The sequence below is a fragment of the Streptomyces sp. NPDC001599 genome, assembly GCF_042893535.1.
GTDB lineage: Bacteria > Actinomycetota > Actinomycetes > Streptomycetales > Streptomycetaceae > Streptomyces.
The window spans coordinates 60,042-81,403 of record NZ_JBIAVA010000014.1; the positions used below are offsets into that span (position 1 = coordinate 60,042).

The window sequence follows — 21,362 nt, forward strand, 5'->3', positions numbered from 1 at the left end:
GCTCGGCCCGTGCCGAAACCAGAAGTGGACCCGACCGTGTCGCTGGACCTCAGCGTGGATCGCAGCAGCCCGGTGCCGCTGTACTTCCAGCTGTCGCAGCAGCTGGAGGCGGCGATCGAGCACGGCGCGCTGACCCCCGGGAGCCTGCTGGGCAACGAGATCGAGCTGGCCGCGCGGCTCGGCCTGTCCCGGCCCACCGTCCGCCAGGCCATCCAGTCGCTCGTCGACAAGGGCCTGCTCGTGCGCCGCCGCGGCGTCGGCACCCAGGTCGTGCACAGCAAGGTGCGGCGCCCCCTGGAACTCAGCAGCCTCTACGACGACCTGGAGGCGGCGGGCCAGCGCCCCGCCACGAAGGTCCTGGTCAACACCGTCGTCCCGGCCACCGCGGAGATCGCCGCCGCGCTCGGCGTGGCCGAGGACAGCGACGTGCACCGCATCGAGCGGCTGCGGCTGACGCACGGGGAACCGATGGCGTACCTGTGCAACCACCTGCCGCCCGGCCTCGTCGACCTGGACACCGGGCAGCTGGAGGCCACGGGCCTCTACCGGCTGATGCGTGCCGCCGGGATCACCCTGCACAGCGCCCGGCAGTCCATCGGCGCCCGCGCCGCGACCTCCGGCGAGGCCGAGCGGCTCGGCGAGGACACGGGGGCGCCGCTGCTCACCATGGAGCGCACCACCTTCGACGACACGGGGCGCGCGGTCGAGTTCGGCAGCCACACCTACCGGCCGTCCCGCTACTCCTTCGAGTTCCAGCTGCTCGTGCGGCCCTGAGCGACCGGGGCCGGCGGCCGGCCCACGGGCGGTCCCACCGGCGGCCCCCACCGTGCGGGTTCGTCGCAATGTCCGGACAATGTGACCGTCGGCCGATCCCCGGAGGCGAGCGCTCCGCTTGTGTGTCGGACAATGGGGCGTTTGGGGTTTCCAGAACCCGGCCGGGGCCGGGAAGGCCCCGTACGCACAGCACGGCACAGCAAGAAGGGCACGGCCTCGTGGCACGGTTTCGGACATGGGTGGGCATCGCGCTGGCAGGGGCACTGTCGGTGTCCCTGGCCGGCTGCAGCAGTACCGGCGGCAAGCGCGCCGAGGACGCCCGCAAGGCCGCGTCGGCCGAGGGCAGGGCGGCGGTGAACACCCCTCGCTGGACCTTCGCGATGATCACCCACTCGGGTGACGGCGACACCTTCTGGGACATCGTCCAGAGCGGCGCCGAGCAGGCCGCGGTCAAGGACAACATCAACTTCCTGTACTCCCACGACGACGAGGCGCAGCAGCAGGCCCAGCTCGTGAACGCGGCCATCGACAAGAAGGTCGACGGCATCATCGTCACGCTCGCCAAGCCCGACGCGATGAAGTCCGCCCTCGCCCGCGCGCACAAGGCGGGCATCCCGGTGATCACGGTGAACTCCGGCTCCGAGGAGTCCAAGGAGTTCGGCGCACTCACCCACGTCGGCCAGGACGAGACGATCGCGGGCGAGGCCGTGGGCGAGGAGCTGAACGAGCGGGGCCGCGAGCAGGCGCTCTGCGTGCTCCACGAGCAGGGCAACGTGGGCCACGAGCAGCGCTGCGACGGAGTGGAGAAGACCTTCGACGGCAAGGTCCAGCGGCTCTACGTCAACGGCACCAGCATGCCGGACGTGCAGTCCGCCATCGAGGCCAAGCTCCAGACCGACAAGTCCGTCGACGCCGTCGTCACCCTCGGCGCCCCCTACGCCGACACCGCCGTCAAGGCCAAGCAGGGCGCCGGCAGCAAGGCCGAGATCGACACCTTCGACCTCAACGCCAAGGTGGCCGCGGGACTCGCGGACGGCACCCTCGGCTTCGCCGTCGACCAGCAGCCCTACCTCCAGGGCTACGAGGCCGTCGACCTGCTGTGGCTGTACAAGTACAACGCCGACGTCCTCGGCGGCGGCCGCCCGGTGCTCACCGGACCGCAGATCATCACCAAGGACGACGCCGCGGCGCTGGCCGAGTACACGAAGCGGGGCACGCGATGAACGCCACGCAGGTGAAAGCGGCTGATGAAAGGATTCTTCAGACCTCTCCGCTGCGGAGACTCCTCGGCCGCCCCGAGCTGGGCTCCGTCGTCGGCGCGATCGCCGTCTTCGTCTTCTTCGCGTTTTTCGCCGACAGCTTCCTGCGCGCCGCCAGCCTCAGCACCGTGCTCTACGCCGCCTCCACGATCGGCATCATGGCCGTACCGGTGGCGCTGCTGATGATCGGCGGGGAGTTCGACCTGTCCGCGGGCGTCATGGTCACCTCCTCGGCGCTGGTGTCGTCGATGTTCAGCTACCAGATGACCGCCAACGTCTGGGTCGGCGTCGGGGTGTCCCTGCTGGTCACCCTGGCGATCGGCGCCTTCAACGGCTTCATGCTCACCCGCACCAAGCTCCCCAGCTTCATCATCACGCTCGGCACGTTCCTCATGCTGACCGGCCTGAACCTGGGCTTCACCAAGCTCGTCGACGGCACCGTCTCCACCAAGTCGATCGCCGACATGGAGGGCTTCCCCTCCGCCCACGACGTCTTCGCCTCCACGATCACGATCGGCGGCGTCGGCTTCAAGGTGACCATCCTGTGGTGGCTCGCCCTGGTCGCCGTCGCCAGCTGGATCCTGCTGCGCACCCGCGCGGGCAACTGGATCTTCGCGGTCGGCGGCAACAAGGACGCCGCCCGCGCGGTGGGCGTCCCGGTCACCAGGACCAAGATCGGCCTCTACATGGGCGTCGGTCTCGGCGCCTGGATCTCCGGCCAGCACCTGCTCTTCTCCTACGACGTCGTCCAGTCCGGCGAGGGCGTCGGCAACGAGCTGATCTACATCATCGCGGCCGTCATCGGCGGCTGCCTGATCACCGGCGGCTACGGCAGCGCCGTCGGCTCCGCGGTCGGCGCGTTCATCTTCGGCATGACCAGCAAGGGCATCGTCTTCGCCGAATGGAACCCCGACTGGTTCAAGTTCTTCCTCGGAGCGATGCTGCTCCTCGCGACCCTGCTCAACGCCTGGGTCCGCAAGCGCGCGGAGGCCACCAAGTGACGCGGAACGAAGACCGCACGGCGCTCGTCGAGCTGTCCGGCGTCAGCAAGAACTACGGCAACGTCCGCGCCCTCGAGGGCGTGTCCCTGGAGGTCCACGCCGGGGAGATCACCTGCGTGCTCGGCGACAACGGCGCGGGCAAGTCCACCCTCATCAAGATCATCGCCGGGCTGCACCAGCACGACGGCGGCACGCTGAGCCTGGACGGCGAGGAGACCCGGCTCTCCTCCCCGCGCGAGGCCCTGGACCGCGGCATCGCCACCGTCTACCAGGACCTCGCCGTCGTCCCCCTGATGCCGGTCTGGCGCAACTTCTTCCTCGGCTCCGAGCCGCGCAAGGGCGTCGCCCCGTTCAAGCGCATGGACGTCGACCACATGCGCCGCACCACCCACGCGGAACTCCTGCGCATGGGCATCGACCTGCGCGACGTCGACCAGCCCATCGGCACCCTCTCCGGTGGCGAGCGCCAGTGCGTGGCGATCGCCCGCGCGGTGTACTTCGGCGCGAAGGTGCTCGTCCTGGACGAGCCGACGGCGGCACTGGGCGTGAAGCAGTCGGGTGTGGTCCTGAAATACGTGGCGGCGGCACGTGACCAGGGCCTCGGTGTTGTGCTGATCACCCACAACCCACACCACGCGTACCTGGTGGGAGACCGGTTCGTACTGCTGAAGCGCGGCACGATGGTGGCCAATCAGCTGCGTGACGACGTCACACTGGACGAGCTGACCCAGCAGATGGCTGGTGGAACAGAGCTGGACGATCTACGCCATGAACTGGAACGCAGGTAAGGGGCGCGGGGCTGTGTCATGTGCGGCTCCGCCGCGTGGGCGCGACCAGCCACTACGCACCCGCACCCGGCAACGAACCGTTCCGCCCACCCCCCGCCCATTCGGCACCCAGCGTGAGCGTGCGGCACAATCGCACCCGATGAGCACCTACCGCGACTTCACCGCCCCCATCGGCTCCCGCCGTGCCCCGGTCCTGCGCACCGTGGGCACGAGGGAACGCCGCTCGCACCTCACGGCACCCCGCGTGCCCACGGTCGGCATCGACATCGGCGGCACGAAGGTCATGGCGGGTGTCGTCGACGCCGACGGCAACATCCTGGAGAAGCTCCGCACGGAGACCCCGGACAAGTCCAAGAGCCCGAAGGTCGTCGAGGACACGATCGTCGAACTGGTCCTGGACCTCTCCGACCGGCACGACGTGCACGCCGTCGGCATCGGCGCGGCCGGCTGGGTCGACGCCGACCGCAACCGCGTCCTGTTCGCCCCCCACCTGTCCTGGCGCAACGAGCCGCTGCGCGACCGCATCGCAGGCCGCCTCGCCGTGCCCGTCCTGGTGGACAACGACGCCAACACCGCCGCCTGGGCCGAGTGGCGCTTCGGCGCCGGCCGCGGCGAGGACCACCTCGTCATGATCACGCTCGGCACCGGCATCGGCGGCGCGATCCTGGAGGACGGCCAGGTCAAGCGCGGCAAGTACGGCGTCGCCGGCGAGTTCGGCCACATGCAGGTCGTCCCCGGCGGCCACCGCTGCCCGTGCGGCAACCGCGGCTGCTGGGAGCAGTACAGCTCCGGGAACGCCCTGGTCAGGGAGGCCCGCGAGCTGGCCGCCGCCGACTCGCCGGTGGCGTACGGGATCATCGAGCACGTCAAGGGCAGCATCGGCGACATCACCGGACCGATGATCACCGAGCTGGCCCGCGAGGGCGACGCCATGTGCGTCGAGCTGCTCCAGGACATCGGACAGTGGCTCGGTGTCGGCATCGCGAACCTCGCCGCGGCCCTCGACCCGTCCTGCTTCGTGATCGGCGGCGGGGTCAGCGCCGCCGACGACCTGCTGATCGGCCCCGCGCGCGACGCCTTCAAGCGTCAGCTCACCGGCCGCGGCTACCGCCCCGAGGCCCGCATCGTCCGCGCCCAGCTCGGCCCCGAGGCCGGGATGGTGGGCGCCGCCGACCTGTCCCGGCTGGTCGCCCGCCGCTTCCGCCGGGCCAAGCGGCGCCGGGTGGAGCGCTACGAGCGCTACGAGCGGTACGCCGAGGCCCGCCGCGAGTCCCGGGAGTCGCTGTGACGGAGTCCCTGCCCCACCAGCCCGGCCCCCCGGAGCCGGCCGGCGCCGCGGCCGAGGGCCGCCGGCACATGATCCGCCGCCGTACGCTCACCCTGCTCATCATCGTGCTGCTCATCGGCGTCCCGGCCGGCTACCTCGCGATCTCGGCGAGCCAGAGCCGCGACAGCGGCAGGGACAAGGAGGCGAAGTACGCGGCGACCGGCATGACCAGCGGCTGGCCCTCCAAGCTCCAGCGCCGCATCTACGAGGTGCCCGTCCCGGTCCCGGCCGAGGAAATCGCGTACTACGAGACGAACAACTGGAAGACCAGCCGCCTCTACGTCCAGTTCGAGACCACCGGTGCCGGTCTCGACGTCTTCCTGGCGGGGCTGGGCGTCGACCGGGACGCGCTGAGGAAGGGCAAGATCGCGATCAGCGACCGCGCCCAGCGGGTCACCGGCTGGCAGTTCGGCGGGTCCGGCTCCTGGTGGGGCGTCGTCAACGAGCAGGAGAACCCGGCACCGACCCAGGACGTCGTCGTGAACATGGAGAACCCGGACTACCCGATGGTGTACGTCGTCTCGCACACCGTTCCCTAGACGAGCCTGCGGCCCCTCGGCCCGGACTCTCGGCTCCGGGCCTTCCCCCGGCGGCAGGCCGTCGGAGCCGATTGTCAGACCCCGCCCGTAGAGTCGAAGACATCTGATCGGGCAGACGGGCGGGAGGTGACAGAACGTATGGGCGACATGGCCGTGACCGAGGCAGCGCGGGTCGGCGCGCCGACGGCTCCCGTCCCCGTCGGGCTCGCGGCCGTCTTCCTGCCCGCACCACTCCCGCGCGAGGGACGGATCGCCTTCTGGGATCCCGACGGCGGACCGGTCGACGCGGCCCTGGAATCCGGCGGGCCGACGGAGCTGACCGTCGTCCGTCCGCACGGCGCCGGGGTGCGGCGCGGGACCGCCCCCGCCCTGTCGCTGCCGCTCGCCGAGGCACTGCCCCACCTGGTGCGCGCCCGGCACGACCGGGCCGCCCACCCGGCCACCGCCTGCTGGGGCGCGGCGGCCCTGCACGCCCTGCGGCTCACCGCACGCGGCCGGCTGCTGCCCGGCCTGACCGCGACCGGCCACGACGCCTGGCGGGCCGGGCCACTCGACCCCGACGACATCGCGCACCTGCGGGCGGTGGCCGCCGCCCTGCCCCCGGAGGGCCACGCGGTCCCCCTCGACGGCCCCGGGCCGATCCGGCTGCCGGAGCCGGAAGCGCTGGTCCGCGCCTTCCTGGACGCGGTCGCCGACACCCTGCCCCGCACCCCGGCCGCGCCCCACGCCTCAGGGCGGCCGTTCGCCGCACCCGAGGCCCGGCACCTGCCCGGCGCCCAGGACTGGGCCGCGGAGGTCGCCGCCGGCATGGACGCGGGGGTGCGGATCTCGCTCCGGCTGGACCTGTCGGCGTACGACCTGTTCGACCGGGAGGGGGAGGGAGCCCCGGGGAGCGGGAGCGGCGGCGCCGTAGGCGCGCGCAACGCCGGCGCGGCCGTCGTCCAGGTGCACAGCCTCGCCGACCCCACCCTCGTCGCCGACGCGGCGGACCTGTGGTCGGGGACGGCGGACGCGGCGTTCGGCGCCCGTGCGCGCGTGGACACCGCCCTGGCGGTGCGCCGCGCGGCGCGGGTCTGGCCGCCGCTGGACCGGCTCACCGAACAGGACGTGCCCGACGTACTCGCCCTGTCCGAGGAGGAGGTCACCGACCTGCTCGGGGTGGCGGCCGCCCGTCTCGCCGCCGCCGGCGTCGCCGTGCACTGGCCCCGCGACCTGGCCCAGGACCTCACCGCGACCGCGGTGATCAGGACCGCGCCCGGTTCCGCCACCGACGGCACCGGCTTCTTCGAGAGCGAGGACCTCCTCCAGTTCCGCTGGCAGCTCGCGATCGGCGGCGACCCGCTCACCGAGGCCGAGATGGACACCCTCGCGGAGGCCCACCGCCCGGTCGTCCGGCTCCGCGACCGCTGGGTGCTGGTCGACCCGGCGCTCGTCCGCCGGGCCCGCAAGCGCGATCTGGGTCTGCTCGACCCGGTCGACGCCCTCTCCGTCGCCCTCACCGGCAGCGCGGAGACCGACGGCGAGACGGTCGACGTGGTGCCCGTCGGCGCGCTGGCCGCCCTGCGCGACCGGCTCACCGCGGGGGTGCGCCCGGCCGAACCACCGCCCGGCCTGCACGCCACCCTGCGCGACTACCAGCTGCGCGGCCTGGCCTGGCTCGACCTCATGACCTCGCTCGGCCTCGGCGGCTGCCTCGCCGACGACATGGGCCTCGGCAAGACCGTCACCGTCATCGCCCTGCACCTCAGGCGCGCCCGCAGCGAACCGACCCTGGTCGTCTGCCCCGCCTCCCTCCTGGGCAACTGGCAGCGGGAGATCAACCGGTTCGCGCCCGGCGTCCCGGTCCGCCGCTTCCACGGCCCCGACCGCACCCTCGACGACCTGACGGGCGGCTTCGTCCTCACCACCTACGGCACCATGCGCTCGGCCGCCACGACCCTGGCCGAGCAGCCCTGGGGCATGGTCGTCGCGGACGAGGCCCAGCACGTGAAGAACCCGTACTCGGCGACGGCGAAGGCCCTGCGCACGATCCCGTCCCCGGCACGGGTGGCCCTGACCGGCACGCCGGTGGAGAACAACCTCTCCGAGCTGTGGGCGCTGCTCGACTGGACCACCCCCGGGCTGCTCGGCCCGCTGAAGTCCTTCCGCGCCCGGCACGCGCGCGCGGTGGAGAACGGCGAGGACGACCAGGCGGTCGAGCGCCTCGCCCGGCTGATCCGCCCCTTCCTGCTGCGCCGCAGGAAGTCCGACCCGGGCATCGTCCCCGAGCTGCCGCCGAAGACCGAGACGGACCACCCCGTCCCGCTCACCCGCGAGCAGGCCGCGCTGTACGAGGCGGTGGTGCGCGAGTCGATGCTCGCCATCGAGGAGGCCGAGGGCATCGGCCGCCGCGGCCTCGTCCTCAAGCTGCTGACCTCGCTGAAGCAGATCTGCGACCACCCCGCGCTGTTCCTGAAGGAGGAGCACCCGCCGGGCGGCACCGACCGGATGACCGCCCGCTCGGGCAAACTGGCCCTGCTGGACGAGCTGTTGGACACGGTGCTCGCGGAGGACGGCTCGGTGCTGGTCTTCACGCAGTACGTCGGCATGGCCCGCCTCATCACCACCCACCTGGCCACCCGCGCGGTCCCGGTCGACCTCCTGCACGGCGGTACGCCGGTGCCGGAGCGCGAGCGGATGGTCGACCGTTTCCAGAGCGGGGCCACTCCCGTGCTCGTCCTGTCCCTGAAGGCCGCGGGCACCGGCCTGAACCTCACCCGCGCCGGACACGTCGTGCACTTCGACCGCTGGTGGAACCCGGCCGTGGAGGAACAGGCCACCGACCGCGCCTACCGCATCGGCCAGACCCAGCCGGTCCAGGTCCACCGGCTCATCACCGAGGGCACGGTCGAGGACCGCATCGCCGAGATGCTCCAGTCCAAGCGGGCCCTGGCCGACGCGATCCTCGGCTCCGGGGAGTCGGCCCTCACCGAACTGACGGCCCGTGAACTGTCCGACCTGGTGTCCCTGCGGAGGCCGTCATGACCCCCCGGCCCGCCGACGAGGCCCGCCGCGCCCTGCGGGAGGCACGCGAGCGCGGCGAGGGTGCGGGCGCGGATGCGGAGCGTGGGCCGATGCCCACGCCCACGCCGACGTCATCGTCTCCACCACCGGCACCGCCACCATCGGAGCCGGAGCCGGAGCCGGCACGGGGCCAGGAAGGGGACCGCGACCCGAAGCCGCCGGAACACACCCGCCCGCGCCCCGGAGACGTCGCCCGTGCCGCGCTGCGCAGCGCGCTAACCGCGCGGCGGACGGGGGCGCACAGTCCCGAGGACGTTCCCGACGCACCTGACGCACCCGACGCACCCGACGCACCTGACGCCCCGGGCGCCACTGACACCGTGGAGACCGATCCGGGAGATTCCCGGAATTCGGGAGAGCGTGGGGGGCCGTCGGATCCGGGCGGGACGGTGCACCGGCCCGACGCCACGACCGACCGGACCGCCCCTGCGGACCCGGCCGACCCGGCCGTCCCCACCGACCCGGCCGTCCCCACCGACGCGACCGGCTCGACCGTCCCGCTCGTTCCGCCCGTCGCGGCCGTTTCCGACGAGGGGCCCCTCCCCGGCTCCGGTGACGCGGACGGCAGCCGACCGGCGGATGTGGCGCGTGAGGCGTTGCGGGCGGCTCGTCGGCAGGCGAAGGCGGACGCGGCGGCCGAGGGCGTCTCGGCCCGGGGCGCCGCGCCCGCGCGGCGATCGTCCCGGCCGGCCGGTCGTCTGCCGCGGGCGGGCGGTCCGGGCACCGCCGACGCCCGCGCCCGCGCCGTACGGGACTTCGCCGCGGACGCGTTCCGGCTGCCCCCTGAGGCGGACCCGGCCGAAGGGGCCCAGCCCGCCGAGGAGCAGGCCGGTGCATCCCCCGCCGAGGGCGGGACGACGGCACACCCTGAGCCCGCCCCGTCGCCCGGTGCGGACACGGGGCAGCATGCCTCGGCGGCGCGTGGCCGGGCCGTCTCCTCCGTACCGCACACGAAGACTCGCGCGCCCCGCTCCATGGCCGCCCCCGACCGTGACGGCGATCTCCGGCGCACCTTTCCCGCGCTGCCGCCCCGGGAGGCCGCGGAGGAGGGCTTCGCCGGTACCTGGTGGGGGAACGCGTGGGTGACCGCGCTGGAGGAAGGCGCCCTGGACGCCGCCCGGCTGGAACGCGGGCGCGGATACGCCGGGCGCGGTCACGTCGACGCCATCACCGTGACGCCCGGGCTGGTCCTCGCCTACGTGCAGGGCAGCCGCGCCCGGCCGTACCGGGTGCAGGTGCGGCTGCGCACGCTCGGCGACGCCGACTGGGACCGGTTCCTCGACGCCGCCGTCGAACGCCCCGGGCACATCGCGGCGCTGCTCGACAAGGAACTTCCCCACTCCCTGGCCGATTTGGCAGACCGCGGCGTACCGCTACTCCCCGGACCCGGCGACCTGACCCCGCAGTGCAGCTGCCCCGACTCCGGGCACCCCTGCAAGCACGCCGCCGCCCTCTGCTACCAGACGGCACGTCTGCTCGACGCCGACCCCTTCGTCCTGCTGCTGCTCCGCGGCCGGGGCGAACGGGCGCTGCTCGACGCCCTGTCCCGGCGGAACGCGGCCCGTGAGGCACGCGCGGCCCAGGACCGCGGCCCGGCGCCGCTGCCCGGCGTCCGGGCCGGCACGGCGCTGACCCCGCGCGCCCTGCCGCCCCTCCCGGCGCCGTTGCCCGCGCCTCCGCACCCGGAACAACCGCCGGCCTACCCGGCCGCCCCGGGCGGCCCCGACCCCTTCGCGCTGGACCAGCTGGCCACCGACGCGGCCGCCCGCGCGCACGCCCTGCTCACCACGGGGCGCGACCCGGTCGGGGGACTGACGCTGTGGCAGGACGCCGTCCGGCTCGCCGCCGCGCGCCCCGGCTCCGGCCTCACCGCGGGCACGCGCGCGCTGTACGCGTCGCTCGCCTCGGCCGCCGGACGCGACACGGCGGAGCTGGCGCGGGCCGTCGCCGCCTGGCGGCAGGGCGGCTCGGAGGGCCTCGACGTCCTGGAGGAGCCCTGGGACCCGCCGGCCGGCCGTTTCGACCGGGCCCGCCCCCTGCTGCTCGCCGCCGACCTCCCCGCCTTCCGCCCCTGGCGCAACCGCCTCACCCACCCACGCGGCCATGTCCAGCTCAGACTCGGCCGGACGGGGCTCTGGTACGCGTACGAGTCGGAGCCCGGCCGCGAGGACTGGTGGCCGCGTGGCACGCCCGACCTCGACCCGGTCGGAGCCCTGACCGGCCTGGGCACCCGAGTCGATCTCTGACCCCGCCGACCGCCGGCGGTGAAGTGGGCGTTGTCTTCCGCCTGCCGGATGTATAGCCTCACTCATGGCATGTGACATTGCACAGCGAGGTGCGTGCGCGGAGGAGGAGCCGTTGACCCTGAAGGTCGTCGTCGTGGGCGCCGGAGTCGTCGGGGCCGCCTGCGCCTTCCACGCCGTCTCGGCGGGCATGGACGTCACGGTCACCGACCGCGGACCCGTCGGCGCCGGGACGACCAGCCGCGGAGAGGGCAACGTCCTCCTCTCCGACAAGGAACCCGGCCCCGAACTCGCCCTGGCACACCTGAGCCGCACGTTGTGGGACGAGGCCGGCCGGGAGCTGGGACCCGACTCCTTCGAACTGGAGGCCAAGGGCGGCCTGGTGGTCGCGAGCGGCGCCGAGAATCTCGCGGCGCTCCAGGAGTTCGCCGCCCGGCAGGAGGCGGCCGGTGTCCGCGTCGAGCGGGTCGACCGGGTGCGGGACCTCGAACCCCACCTCGCACCCGGGATCCCCGGCGGCGTCCACTACCCGCAGGACGCGCAGGTGCAGCCCGTGCTGGCGGCGGCCGCGCTGCTGCGGGCCGCCGTACGGCGCGGCGCGCGCTTCCACCCCGGCGAGGTCGCCGGGGCGGTGACCGGCCGGGACGGCCGCGTCACCGGTGTCCGGACGGCCGCCGGTGACGTGCTGCCCGCCGACGCCGTCGTCAACGCCGCCGGGACCTGGGGCGGTGAGGTCGGACGGCGGCTCGGCGCCCCCGTCGAGGTGCTGCCGCGCCGCGGCTTCGTCCTGGTGACCGAACCACTGCCGCCGATGGTCCGGCACAAGGTCTACTCCGCCGACTACGTCGCCAACGTCGCCTCCTCCGACGCCGGGCTGGAGACCTCGTGCGTCGTGGAGGGCACGCGCGGCGGCACGATCCTCATCGGCGCCAGCCGCGAACGCGTCGGTTTCGACACCACGATGAACACCGCCGTGGTCGCCCGGCTCGCGGCCCAGGCGTGCCGGCTCTTCCCCTTCCTGCGCGGAGTCCATCTGATGCGCGCCTACCGCGGGTTCCGGCCGTACTGCCCGGACCACCTTCCGGTGGTGGGCCCCGACCCGCGGGTGCCGGGCGTCGTCCACGCGTGCGGCCACGAGGGGGCGGGCATCGGCCTCGCCCCCGCCACCGGCGCGCTCGTCACGGCCCACCTGCTCGGCCGACCCTGGCGCGGCGCCGATCCGGCCGCCCACACCGCCCTTCTCCCCGACCGCTTCGTCACCCCCGGAGGTGCGCCCCAGTGAGCGAGATCGTCGTCGACGGCGAGCCCCTGCCGTACGCCGAGGGACAGACCGTCGCCGCGGCCCTCGTCGCGGCGGGCCGCGTCGCCTGGCGCAGCACCCGCGTCGGACACCGCCCGCGTGGCGTCTTCTGCGGCATCGGCGTCTGCTTCGACTGCCTCGTCACCGTCGACGGAGCCCGCGGGCAGCGCGCCTGCCTGGTGCCGGCCCGGCCCGGCATGACCGTCACGACCCTGGAGGGCGACGATGACTGAGCCCGCGGACCTCGTCGTCGTCGGCGCGGGCCCGGCAGGCATGGCCGCCGCGGCCACGGCGCTGGCCGGTGGACTGCGCGTCGCCCTGCTGGACTCCGGAGCCGCCCTCGGCGGTCAGTACTGGCGCCACCCGCCCGAGCACGCGCAGGCGGCCGTGGCGACCGACGACCTGCACCACGGACTGGACCGGTACCGCGCCCTGTGCGGAGCGCTGGCGGCACACCGGACGGCGGGCCGGCTCGACCTGCGCCTGGGACACCACGCGTGGTCCGCGGTCCGTGAGGGCGACGGATTCGCGGTCCACGCGGTCGACCGCCGCGCGGCGCCGCGGGAGACCGCCGTCGTCCTGCGGGCGCCGAGACTCCTGGTGGCCACCGGCGCCTACGACCGTCAACTGCCCTTCCCGGGATGGGACCTGCCCGGCGTGCTGACCGCCGGTGGGATGCAGGCCCTGCTCAAAGGCAGTGGAGTGGCCGCCGGGAGCCGGGTCGCGCTGGGCGGCACCGGCCCGTTCCTGCTGCCGGTCGCCGCCGGACTCGCGGCCCGCGGCGTCGAGGTGGTCGCGGTGTGCGAGGCGGCCCACCCGCGGGCCTGGCTGCGGCACCCCGGCCCGCTGCTGCGCAACCCCGACAAGTGGGCGGAGGGCGCCGGGTACGCCGCCACGCTGGTGCGCCATCGCGTCCCGGTGCGCCCGCGCACGGCCATCGTCGCCGCGGAGGGCGGCGAACGCGTGACGTCGGTACGGATCGCCTCGCTGGCCCCGGACGGCAGCCCGCGCCCGGGTACGGAACGCCGCGTGGAGGTGGACGCCGTCGGCGTCGGCTGGGGCTTCGCACCCCAGCTCGACCTGCTCGTTCCGCTCGGCTGTTCCCTCACGGACTCGGCGGACGGCAACGCGGTGGTCGCGGTCGACAGGGGGCAGCGCACCACCGTCCCCGGCCTCTACACCGCGGGGGAGACGTGCGGGGTGGGCGGGGCGGCACTCGCCGTGAACGAGGGCCGGCTGGCCGCGGCGTCGGTCCTGGCCGACGCCCGCGCCACCGCCGTACCGGCGAACAGGCGTCTGGCAGCGCTGCGTTCGGCGGTGGACCGGCAACGCGCCTTCGCCCGGGCGATGGCGCTGGCCCACCCGATTCCTCCCGCCTGGTCCTCGTGGCTGACCGACGAGAGCGTCGTGTGCCGCTGCGAGGAGGTGACCGCCGGTGCGATTCGGACCGCCCGCGCCGAAGGCGCACACGACCACCGGCAGATCAAGCAACTGACCCGGGCCGGCATGGGCTGGTGCCAGGGGCGGATGTGCGGACCCGCCGTGCACTGCCTCACGGCGCGGCGCCGGGCCTACGAACCCGCGGAACGGCTCGTCGCGACGCCCGTCACCCTCGGGGCCCTCGCCGACCTCGACGAAGGCCCGCCGGTATCGACGACAGCGGCGGTATCGGCGACTTCGGCGGTACCGGCGGACAGCAGTGAAACCGACAAGGAGTGTCCATGAGCGAGACCCGCAAGCCCTGGCACGGCGTCATCGTCGCCACCAGCTTGCCGTTCGACGACGATCTCTCGGTCGACTTCGGCGCGTACGGCGAGAGCGTCGCCCACCTCGCCGCGCAGGGAATGCACGGCGTCGCGCCGAACGGGTCGCTGGGCGAGTACCAGACCCTCACGTACGAGGAGCGCGACCGCGTCGTCGAGACCGCCGTCGCGAACGCCCCAGAGGGCTTCACCGTCATGCCGGGCGTCGGCGCCTACGGCGCTCGCGAGGCCGAGCGGCACGCCCGGTTCGCCAAGGACGCGGGCTGCCAGGCCGTCATGTGCCTGCCGCCCAACGCCTACCGTGCCGACGACCGCGCGGTGCTCCAGCACTTCGAACGGGTCGCCTCGGTGGGCCTGCCCGTCACCGCGTACAACAACCCCATCGACACCAAGGTGGACCTGCGCCCCGACCTGCTGGCCAAGCTGCACGCCGAGGGGTACATCGTCGGGGTCAAGGAGTTCTCCGGCGACGTTCGGCGCTGCTACGAGATCTCCGAGCTGGCCCCCGGCCTCGACCTCATGATCGGCACCGACGACACCGTGCTGGAGGTCGCCCTCGCCGGCGCCAAGGGCTGGGTCGCCGGGTACCCTCAGGTCTTCCCCCGGGCCTGTCTGGCGCTGTACGAGGCGTCCGTCCGGGGCGACCTGGAGACGGCGCTGCCGCTCTACCGGCAACTGCACCCGGTGCTGCGGTGGGACAGCAAGACGGAGTTCGTCCAGGCCATCAAGCTCGGCCAGGAGCTGACCGGCCGCCGCGGTGGTCCCTGCCGCCCGCCGCGACAGCCGCTCGGCCCGGAGACCGAGGCCGTCGTGCGCGCCGCCACCCAGGCCCTCGTCGACGCCGGGGTGAACTGACGATGCGTTCGACGGTCTGCTACCACGCCGTCGACTCGCACACCGAGGGGATGCCCACCCGCGTGATCACGGGCGGGGTGGGCGTCCTCCCCGGCGCCACGATGTTCGAGCGGCGGCAGCGGTTCGTCGCGGAACGCGACCACCTGCGCACCCTGCTCATGTGCGAGCCGCGCGGACACGCGTCGATGTCCGGGGCCGTCCTGCAACCCCCCACCCGGCCGGACGCCGACTACGGCGTGCTCTTCATCGAGGTCTCCGGCTGCCTGCCGATGTGCGGGCACGGGACCATCGGTGTCGCGACGGTCCTGGTCGAGACCGGCATGGTCGAGGTGACCGAGCCGGAGACCGTGGTCCGGCTCGACACCCCGGCCGGACTGGTCACGGCCCGGGTAAGGGTGCGCGACGGCCACGCCGAGTCGGTGACCCTGGAGAACGTGGCGTCGTACTGCCACGCACTCGACCAGGTCGTCGACGTCCCCGGACACGGGGAAGTGCGCTACGACATCGCCTACGGCGGCAACTTCTACGCCGTCGTCCGGACCGAGGACCTCGGCATCCCCTTCGAGCGGGCGCACAAGCAGCCGCTGCTGGAGGCCGGACTGGCCGTCATGGACGCGATCAACAAGCAGAACCCGGTGTCCCACCCCGAGAATCCGGACATCGACGTGTGCCACCACGTCTACCTCGAAGCGCCCGGCTCGACCGCGGAGCACTCACGGCACGCCATGGCGATCCATCCGGGATGGTTCGACCGGTCGCCCTGCGGCACGGGCACCAGCGCCCGCATGGCGCAGCTGCACGCCCGCGGCCTGCTGCCGGTCGGCCAGGACTTCGTCAACGAGTCGTTCATCGGCTCCCGCTTCGTCGGACGCGTCCTCGGGGAGACGACGGTCGGCGGCCGCCCGGCCGTCCTGCCCTCCGTCACCGGCCGGGCCTGGATCACCGGCACCGCGCAGTACCTGCTCGACCCCTCGGATCCCTACCCGGCGGGCTTCACCCTCTGAGCACGGGACCCACGCCTGCGGCCCGGGGCGGCTTCGCGCCACCCCGGGCCTCGGTGCGCCGGCCGTCCCGCGCCGGGTCCGCGTCGGGTCAGTAGCCGGTGGCGACGGTCACCCCGTCGAAGCCGTCCACCGCGTACAGGCTGATGCAGTGGGCGCCGGCCGCCGGGTGGTCGACGGTCAGGGTGTGGCTGTTGCCTACGCCCGTGTCCCGCCGCGTGTATCCGGTGGTGCCGGGCCAGCCGCTGTCGCTGTAGTACAGGTCCGCGTCACCCGTGCCGCCGGAGGTGGTGATCGTCAGCCGCGTGGTGCCGGCCGGGACGTGGAGGTAGAGGTACGCGTAGTTCCCGGTGGTGGCGGACTGGCCGCTCCGGCGGCAGTTCTGCCCCAGCTCCCTGGCGTCGGTGCCGGTGCACTCGGTGCCGGTGCCGCAGTCGCCGGCGGCGCAGCCCGCCAGCCAGGTGTACCAGTCGTCGTCGTAGCGGGTGCCGATGGTGTCGGTCAGGTGGGCGCGGGCGGCGTTCCAGTCGCCGGCGCGGTAGTGGCCGAGCACCGTGTCCAGGTCGGCGCGGTGCTTCTCGAGCATGTACCGCGTGGCGAGGTAGCCCCAGCGGTAGACGCGGGTGGTGTCGTGGCTGTACGTGGTGTCGAAGAGGGTGCTCAGGGCGTAGGTGCCGCGGCCGGCCTCGGTCATCGCCTCCGTGTACGGAACGCCGCGGTAGGAGTAGGAGACGTACTCGGCGAAACCTTCGACCCACCAGATGGTCGGGGTGGTGATGTTGGCGTCGAAGTCGCCGTACATGTCGAAGCGGCCGTCGAGGTAGTGGGTGTACTCGTGGTTGAGGTTCCAGATCTGGAAGTCGGGGCGCAGCCATTCGGCCTCGTAGGCGATGAAGCGCGGCTGGTTGCCGGTCGCCGACGGGTCGCCCTCCAGGTACATGCCGCCGTTGTTGGTGTCGATTCCGAACATGGCACCGGCGTAGGTCTGGTAGTCGGTGCTCGAGTCGAAGACCACGACCTCGATCGTGTCGTTCCGGTCGCCCGCGACCGGCCCGTCGTCCCGGGCGACCGAGTGGAAGTAGGCGTCCTGGCCGCGCAGGCTGTCACAGCTGGACGACAGCTCGCCCGAGGACATCTGCTGGGCCCTGATGGTGATGCTGGAACTGCACGCGTACGTCACCGGCAGCACGGCCTTCTCCAACTGCGCCGGCAGGTCGCAGGTGCCGTAGGAGGCGCAGTCGGCGGGGTCGTAGTAGGCGGTCATCTCGGCCACACCGACCCAGAGCGGGGCGGTGTCACCGGTGATCGCGCTCGAGTTCAGCAGGCCGGCGGCGAGCGGGCGGACCTTGCTCCGCAGCGCGGAGTGCTGCAGGAACCTGCCGAGTTCGCGTCCGGCGTTGGACGTGAGGTAGGACCGGTCCGTACCCAGGAGTGAGAGGTGACCGGCCGCGAAGCCGTACAGGGCGTCGATCAGGCTGGGATCCGACTGGACGGCGCTCACGAACGCGGGCACCTGGTGGCCCCGGAAGGTCACCGTGTAGACGTTGTTGACCGCGTTGAGCATCCACCAGGAGGAGTTCCAGGAGGAGTCGTAGTCCGCCAGCAGCCGTTTGACGACGTGGATGTAGCGGGCGTTCTCCTCGGCGCTGTCGATGAGGGTCACGGCCTCCGCGAGGGTCTCACCGTTGGCGTCGCCGACGTCGCGGGAGTGCGGACTGGCGAAGAAGGCGTCGAGCCCCGCGCGTATGGCTGTCCGCAGGCCGCTGCCGTAGGAGCCCACCGTGTCGGCGTTGTAGTAGTGCACGTAGTAGCCGGCCCGGAGGTAGAGCACGAGCTGCGGCATGCCGGTGCTCGCGTTGCCGGGGTAGGACGCCGAACCGTCGCGCAGGGCGTACGCGACGGTGGTCATCTGCGCTTCGCGGAAGGCCTGGTGGGCGTCGCTCCCGGTCAGGTTGAACAGGGTGTTGACGCAGTCGGTCGTGGATGACTCGATCTGCCGCACCAGTGCGCTGCCGGTGCGGGTGGTGAAGGCGGAGACGTCGCACGCGGCGGCCGCGGCGGTGGTCTTCCTCCGGTCCGCGGCCTGCGGTTCCGCGTGTTCTTCGTGCTGTCCGTAGGACTGCTTGAGCACGTCCTTGCTCGCCGCCAGCGGAGGAAGCGCCGAGGCCTTCAGCCGCCCCTTGCCCACATGCTCGGTCGGGGCGGTGACGGACCGGCCCACGGGCGGGGGACCGGCGTGCTGCTGTCCCGTGTGCGCGGTCCGTGCGGCGGCGGACACGGAGGCCGCGGGCAGGGCACCGGCCGGCCGCGCCGGAAGACCGACGCCCATGGCGACGGTCAGGGCAAGCGGCAGGGCCGCCCCCAGACGCCGCCGGACACTCGTTTTTCTCACTGTGCCTCCCATGAGGGTGGGGACCACGCGATGCGGGGCCCATGGAAGTGACGGGGCCGTGGATCGGGGAGGGCCGCGCCGTCGAACGGACGGGGGCACGGCCGATGCCTTGCATGCGATTGGCATGACCACGACCTGTGCTATGTACCATTGCACAGGTGACATGGCATCGGGAAGCGGTCTGACGGAATCACGGTCCGACGGTTACCGCAGTCGCCAAGTGGTGTGTGGGAAAAGGGACTTGAGCGCGCTCTCGGCTCAGTCCCGGGCGTTCGTCCGGCCGTCCGCCCACAGTGTGCGGACGTGTGCGAGATGGCGGCGCATGCACTCCTCTGCCTCGTCGCCGCGGCCGGCCACCATCAGGTCCAGCAGGTCGACGTGCTCCTGCGCGGAGGCGACCAGTCGCCCCGCCTCGTTCAGGCTGCCCAGCCCGAACAGGCGCGAACGCTTGCGCAGATCGGCCACCACCCCCACGAGGTGGTGGTTGCCGGCCAGGGCCAGCAGCTCCAGGTGGAACCGGTGATCGGCTTCGAGGTACTTGAGGACGTCGTGCTTCCGGGCCGCGGTGACGATCTGCTCCGCCAGCGGGCGCAGTGCCTCCAGTTGCTCCGCGGTCGCCGTCGCGGCGACGCGGCCCACGGTGGGAACCTCGATCAGGGTCCGGATCTCGGTGAACTCGTCGAGGTCCCGCTCGGTCATCTCGGTGACCCGGAAACCCTTGTTGCGCACCGCTTCGACCAGGCCCTCCCTGGCCAGGTCCAGCATGGCCTCGCGCACCGGGGTCGCGGAGACACCCAGCTCCGCGGCGAGGGTGGGGGCGGAGTAGACGACACCCGGACGCAGGTCACCGGCGATGAGGGCGGCCCGGAGCGCGTCACCGACCTGGTCACGCAGATGGGTCTGCACGGAGATCGCCCGGGACTTGAGATGCGGCATCCGTGCTCCTGCGTCCGACCAGCCAATGACCTCCCACTATACAATGTCACGTTGCGTCGACGGTCGGTGCGGGCCCGCGCTGCCCGGTCAGCGCAGCGACGCCACCCAGGTCTCCACCTCGTCGGCGCCGCAGCCCCGCACCTGCAGAAGTGGGTGACGCGCGGCTACACGTCCGCGCGCGTGCCCGACGGGTTGAAGCTCGCCTGGTAGGCCGTGGGCGTCAGCCCGATCCGGGCGACCAGGTGCTTGCGGAGGGAGTCCGCACTGCCCAGCCCGCTCTTCCGGGCCACCTGGTCCATGGGCAGCCGGGTGGTCTCCAGCAGTTCCCTCGCCCGGTCGACGCGCCGGTGCAACAGCCATTGCAGCGGGCTCAGTCCGGTCTCCGCGTGGAAGCGCCGGGTGAGCGTGCGCACGCTCGTCCCGGCGTGCCGCGCCAGGTCGGTCAGGGTGAGCGGGCGGTCCAGCTGTTCGAGCGCCCAGGCACGGGTGGGGGCGAAGGACGTACCGCGCTCCGGCGGCAGCGGGGTCTCGATGAACTGGGACTGGCCGCCCGGCCGTACGGGAGGGACGACCGCGAGCCGCGCGGCCGCGTTGGCCGCCGAAGCACCGTAGTCGACCCTGATCAGGTGCAGGCACAGATCGATGGCGGCCGCGGCGCCCGCCGAGGTGAAGACGCCGCCGTCCTCCACGAAGAGGAGGTCGGGCTGCACGTCGACGGCCGGGAAACGGGTGGCGAGGTCGGCCGCCAGCCCCCAGTGGGTGGTGGCGCGCAGCCCGTCGAGCAGGCCGGCCTGCGCCAGGACGAACGCGCCCGTGCACAGGGAGGCGACCCGCGCGCCCCCGGCCGCGGCCCTGCGCAGGGCGTCGAGGACCTCCGCGGGAGCCGGCTCGCCCCCGCTGCCGACGGCGAGCACCGTGTCGGCACCGTCCAACGCGTCCAGGCCGTCCGGCACCACGATGTCGGGGCCGCCCACGGTCGGCGTCGGACCGGGCCGCGCCGTGCAGACCCGAACGTCGTAGTGCTCGACGTTGTGGAACACCATCAGCGGGATCGAGACGTCGAAGCTCAGCACGGGCGGCACGACGACCGCGGTGACGCGATGCATGGCCAGAACCTCCGGACGGTTGGCATTGTGGCCACTATGGCACGGGGCCGTGGGACGGCACCGTGGTCGGCATGACAACTCATGTGATCGTCGGGCGCGGGGCAGCCGCGTCGAGGACCGCGCTTCTCCTCGCCGAGGACGGCGAGCGGGTGCGCATGATCAGCCGTACCGGCGGCGGGCCCGACCACCCCCTCGTCGAGAAGGTGGCCGCCGACGCGACCCACACCGGTCGGCTCACCGAACTGACGGAGGGCGCCGACACGCTGTTCACCACCGCCGCGCCGCCGTACCACCAGTGGCCCGACCAGTTCCCCGTCCTGTCCGCATCGCTCCTGGGCGCGGTGCGGCGGACCGGGGCCGCGTACGTCATGCTCGGCAACCACTACGGCTACGGCCCGGTGAGCGGGCCGATCAGTCCCGACCTGCCCCTGGCGGCCACCGGTCCCAAGGGGCGGGCCAGAGCGCGGGTGTGGGAGGAGGCCGCCGCCTCGGGGGTGAAGGTCACCGAGGTGCGGGCCGCCCAGTTCTACGGTGCCGGCGCCTTCTCGGTGTTCAGCCTCATGGTGCAGGGGCCGGTCCTGGCCGGCAGGCTTGCGCTGGTGCCCCAGGAACTCGACGTGCCGCACAGCTACTCCGCGATCGGCGACACCGCCCGCACGCTGGTCGCCGCGAGCCGCACCGAGCAGGCGTACGGCCGGGCCTGGCACGTCCCCACCTCGACCCTGTCGGTACGGGAACTGGCCGGACGGCTCGCCGGACTCGCGGGTGCGCCGACCCCTCGGATGGAGGAGATGACCGAACGCGACCTCACCATGCTGGCGTTCACCGAACCGTTCTGGGCGGAGATGCACGAGGTGCTCACCGAGCCCGGTCACCCGTTCGTCGTCGACCACTCGGAGACCGGGAAGATCCTGGGCGTGCACGCCACCCCGGTGGACGACGTCCTCGGGGAGGTCGTCCCGGACCCGGGGGCGTAGCCACCCCCTGGCACCGGTCGCGCAGTGTCCGGTTCTCG

Annotated in this window: 17 protein-coding genes; 14 read left to right on the top strand and 3 right to left on the bottom strand. The window is 73.2% G+C overall.

The features are described 5' to 3' along the window. The first annotated feature begins 36 nt into the window (after window positions 1–36). The 13 genes from ACFYZ3_RS29575 to ACFYZ3_RS29635 all read left to right on the top strand — a co-directional run bounded on the left by ACFYZ3_RS29575 (window position 37) and on the right by ACFYZ3_RS29635 (window position 15,916). The gene (locus ACFYZ3_RS29575; RefSeq protein WP_388524199.1) at window positions 37–774 is read left to right on the top strand and encodes a myo-inositol degradation transcriptional regulator; all 738 of its coding nucleotides are present in this window, start codon (window positions 37–39) and stop codon (window positions 772–774) included. A gap of 218 nt (window positions 775–992) precedes the next feature. Further along, entirely contained in the window at window positions 993–1,997 is a 1,005-nt protein-coding gene (locus tag ACFYZ3_RS29580) for a sugar ABC transporter substrate-binding protein (RefSeq protein WP_388523909.1), read from the top strand. Beyond that, window positions 1,994–3,034 (top strand): ABC transporter permease, encoded by a 1,041-nt coding sequence (locus ACFYZ3_RS29585; protein ID WP_388523912.1) that lies wholly within the window; start codon window positions 1,994–1,996, stop codon window positions 3,032–3,034. The genes ACFYZ3_RS29580 and ACFYZ3_RS29585 overlap by 4 nt, the downstream gene beginning before the upstream one ends. Then, entirely contained in the window at window positions 3,031–3,822 is a 792-nt protein-coding gene (locus ACFYZ3_RS29590; protein ID WP_388523915.1) for an ATP-binding cassette domain-containing protein, read from the top strand. Before ACFYZ3_RS29585 ends, ACFYZ3_RS29590 begins: the two co-directional genes overlap by 4 nt. A 139-nt stretch (window positions 3,823–3,961) precedes the next feature. Beyond that, complete coding sequence (locus ACFYZ3_RS29595; RefSeq protein ID WP_011030775.1) at window positions 3,962–5,110, top strand: ROK family glucokinase; 1,149 nt, start codon at window positions 3,962–3,964, stop codon at window positions 5,108–5,110. Then, the gene (locus ACFYZ3_RS29600) at window positions 5,107–5,688 is read left to right on the top strand and encodes a sugar kinase (protein WP_361016219.1); all 582 of its coding nucleotides are present in this window, start codon (window positions 5,107–5,109) and stop codon (window positions 5,686–5,688) included. Before ACFYZ3_RS29595 ends, ACFYZ3_RS29600 begins: the two co-directional genes overlap by 4 nt. A gap of 138 nt (window positions 5,689–5,826) precedes the next feature. Further along, window positions 5,827–8,712: an SNF2-related protein gene (locus ACFYZ3_RS29605; RefSeq protein WP_388523919.1), complete on the top strand. Its 2,886-nt coding sequence runs from the start codon at window positions 5,827–5,829 to the stop codon at window positions 8,710–8,712. Next, window positions 8,709–10,997: an SWIM zinc finger family protein gene (locus ACFYZ3_RS29610; protein ID WP_388523922.1), complete on the top strand. Its 2,289-nt coding sequence runs from the start codon at window positions 8,709–8,711 to the stop codon at window positions 10,995–10,997. Before ACFYZ3_RS29605 ends, ACFYZ3_RS29610 begins: the two co-directional genes overlap by 4 nt. A gap of 118 nt (window positions 10,998–11,115) precedes the next feature. Further along, entirely contained in the window at window positions 11,116–12,276 is a 1,161-nt protein-coding gene (locus ACFYZ3_RS29615; protein WP_388524201.1) for an NAD(P)/FAD-dependent oxidoreductase, read from the top strand. Beyond that, window positions 12,273–12,527 carry a (2Fe-2S)-binding protein gene (locus ACFYZ3_RS29620; protein ID WP_388523925.1) on the top strand — a complete coding sequence of 85 codons (255 nt, stop codon included), beginning with the start codon at window positions 12,273–12,275 and terminating at the stop codon, window positions 12,525–12,527. Before ACFYZ3_RS29615 ends, ACFYZ3_RS29620 begins: the two co-directional genes overlap by 4 nt. Beyond that, the gene (locus tag ACFYZ3_RS29625; RefSeq protein ID WP_388523928.1) at window positions 12,520–14,019 is read left to right on the top strand and encodes an FAD-dependent oxidoreductase; all 1,500 of its coding nucleotides are present in this window, start codon (window positions 12,520–12,522) and stop codon (window positions 14,017–14,019) included. The genes ACFYZ3_RS29620 and ACFYZ3_RS29625 overlap by 8 nt, the downstream gene beginning before the upstream one ends. Further along, window positions 14,016–14,912 (top strand): dihydrodipicolinate synthase family protein, encoded by an 897-nt coding sequence (locus ACFYZ3_RS29630; protein ID WP_361016261.1) that lies wholly within the window; start codon window positions 14,016–14,018, stop codon window positions 14,910–14,912. The genes ACFYZ3_RS29625 and ACFYZ3_RS29630 overlap by 4 nt, the downstream gene beginning before the upstream one ends. Before the next feature lie 2 nt (window positions 14,913–14,914). Further along, window positions 14,915–15,916 (top strand): proline racemase family protein, encoded by a 1,002-nt coding sequence (locus ACFYZ3_RS29635; protein WP_388523932.1) that lies wholly within the window; start codon window positions 14,915–14,917, stop codon window positions 15,914–15,916. Between the two features lie 88 nt (window positions 15,917–16,004). Here ACFYZ3_RS29635 and ACFYZ3_RS29640 read toward each other — a convergent pair whose 3' ends face one another. The 3 genes from ACFYZ3_RS29640 to ACFYZ3_RS29650 all read right to left on the bottom strand — a co-directional run bounded on the left by ACFYZ3_RS29640 (window position 16,005) and on the right by ACFYZ3_RS29650 (window position 20,347). Beyond that, complete coding sequence (locus ACFYZ3_RS29640; RefSeq protein ID WP_388523935.1) at window positions 16,005–18,305, bottom strand: M9 family metallopeptidase; 2,301 nt, start codon at window positions 18,303–18,305, stop codon at window positions 16,005–16,007. A 258-nt stretch (window positions 18,306–18,563) separates the two neighbouring features. After that, window positions 18,564–19,241, bottom strand: coding sequence for a GntR family transcriptional regulator (locus tag ACFYZ3_RS29645; protein WP_388523938.1), 678 nt, complete (start codon window positions 19,239–19,241; stop codon window positions 18,564–18,566). 164 nt (window positions 19,242–19,405) lie between these two features. Continuing rightward, window positions 19,406–20,347 carry a GlxA family transcriptional regulator gene (locus ACFYZ3_RS29650; RefSeq protein WP_388523941.1) on the bottom strand — a complete coding sequence of 314 codons (942 nt, stop codon included), beginning with the start codon at window positions 20,345–20,347 and terminating at the stop codon, window positions 19,406–19,408. Window positions 20,348–20,418: 71 nt separating this feature from the next. Here ACFYZ3_RS29650 and ACFYZ3_RS29655 point away from each other — a divergent pair, with 71 nt between their 5' ends. Next, the gene (locus ACFYZ3_RS29655) at window positions 20,419–21,324 is read left to right on the top strand and encodes an NAD-dependent epimerase (RefSeq protein ID WP_388523944.1); all 906 of its coding nucleotides are present in this window, start codon (window positions 20,419–20,421) and stop codon (window positions 21,322–21,324) included. Window positions 21,325–21,362 lie beyond the last annotated feature (38 nt).

What these genes read in the sequence shown, in the direction of transcription:
- ACFYZ3_RS29585 (WP_388523912.1), top strand. Translation starts at nt 1,994, where the DNA reads ATGAACGCCACGCAGGTGAAAGCGGCTGATGAAAGGATTCTTCAGACC.
- ACFYZ3_RS29595 (WP_011030775.1), top strand. Translation starts at nt 3,962, where the DNA reads ATGAGCACCTACCGCGACTTCACCGCCCCCATCGGCTCCCGCCGTGCC.
- ACFYZ3_RS29605 (WP_388523919.1), top strand. Translation starts at nt 5,827, where the DNA reads ATGGGCGACATGGCCGTGACCGAGGCAGCGCGGGTCGGCGCGCCGACG.
- ACFYZ3_RS29610 (WP_388523922.1), top strand. Translation starts at nt 8,709, where the DNA reads ATGACCCCCCGGCCCGCCGACGAGGCCCGCCGCGCCCTGCGGGAGGCA.
- ACFYZ3_RS29625 (WP_388523928.1), top strand. Translation starts at nt 12,520, where the DNA reads ATGACTGAGCCCGCGGACCTCGTCGTCGTCGGCGCGGGCCCGGCAGGC.
- ACFYZ3_RS29630 (WP_361016261.1), top strand. Translation starts at nt 14,016, where the DNA reads ATGAGCGAGACCCGCAAGCCCTGGCACGGCGTCATCGTCGCCACCAGC.
- ACFYZ3_RS29635 (WP_388523932.1), top strand. Translation starts at nt 14,915, where the DNA reads ATGCGTTCGACGGTCTGCTACCACGCCGTCGACTCGCACACCGAGGGG.
- ACFYZ3_RS29645 (WP_388523938.1), bottom strand. Translation starts at nt 19,241, where the DNA reads ATGCCGCATCTCAAGTCCCGGGCGATCTCCGTGCAGACCCATCTGCGT.
- ACFYZ3_RS29650 (WP_388523941.1), bottom strand. Translation starts at nt 20,347, where the DNA reads ATGCATCGCGTCACCGCGGTCGTCGTGCCGCCCGTGCTGAGCTTCGAC.
- ACFYZ3_RS29655 (WP_388523944.1), top strand. Translation starts at nt 20,419, where the DNA reads ATGACAACTCATGTGATCGTCGGGCGCGGGGCAGCCGCGTCGAGGACC.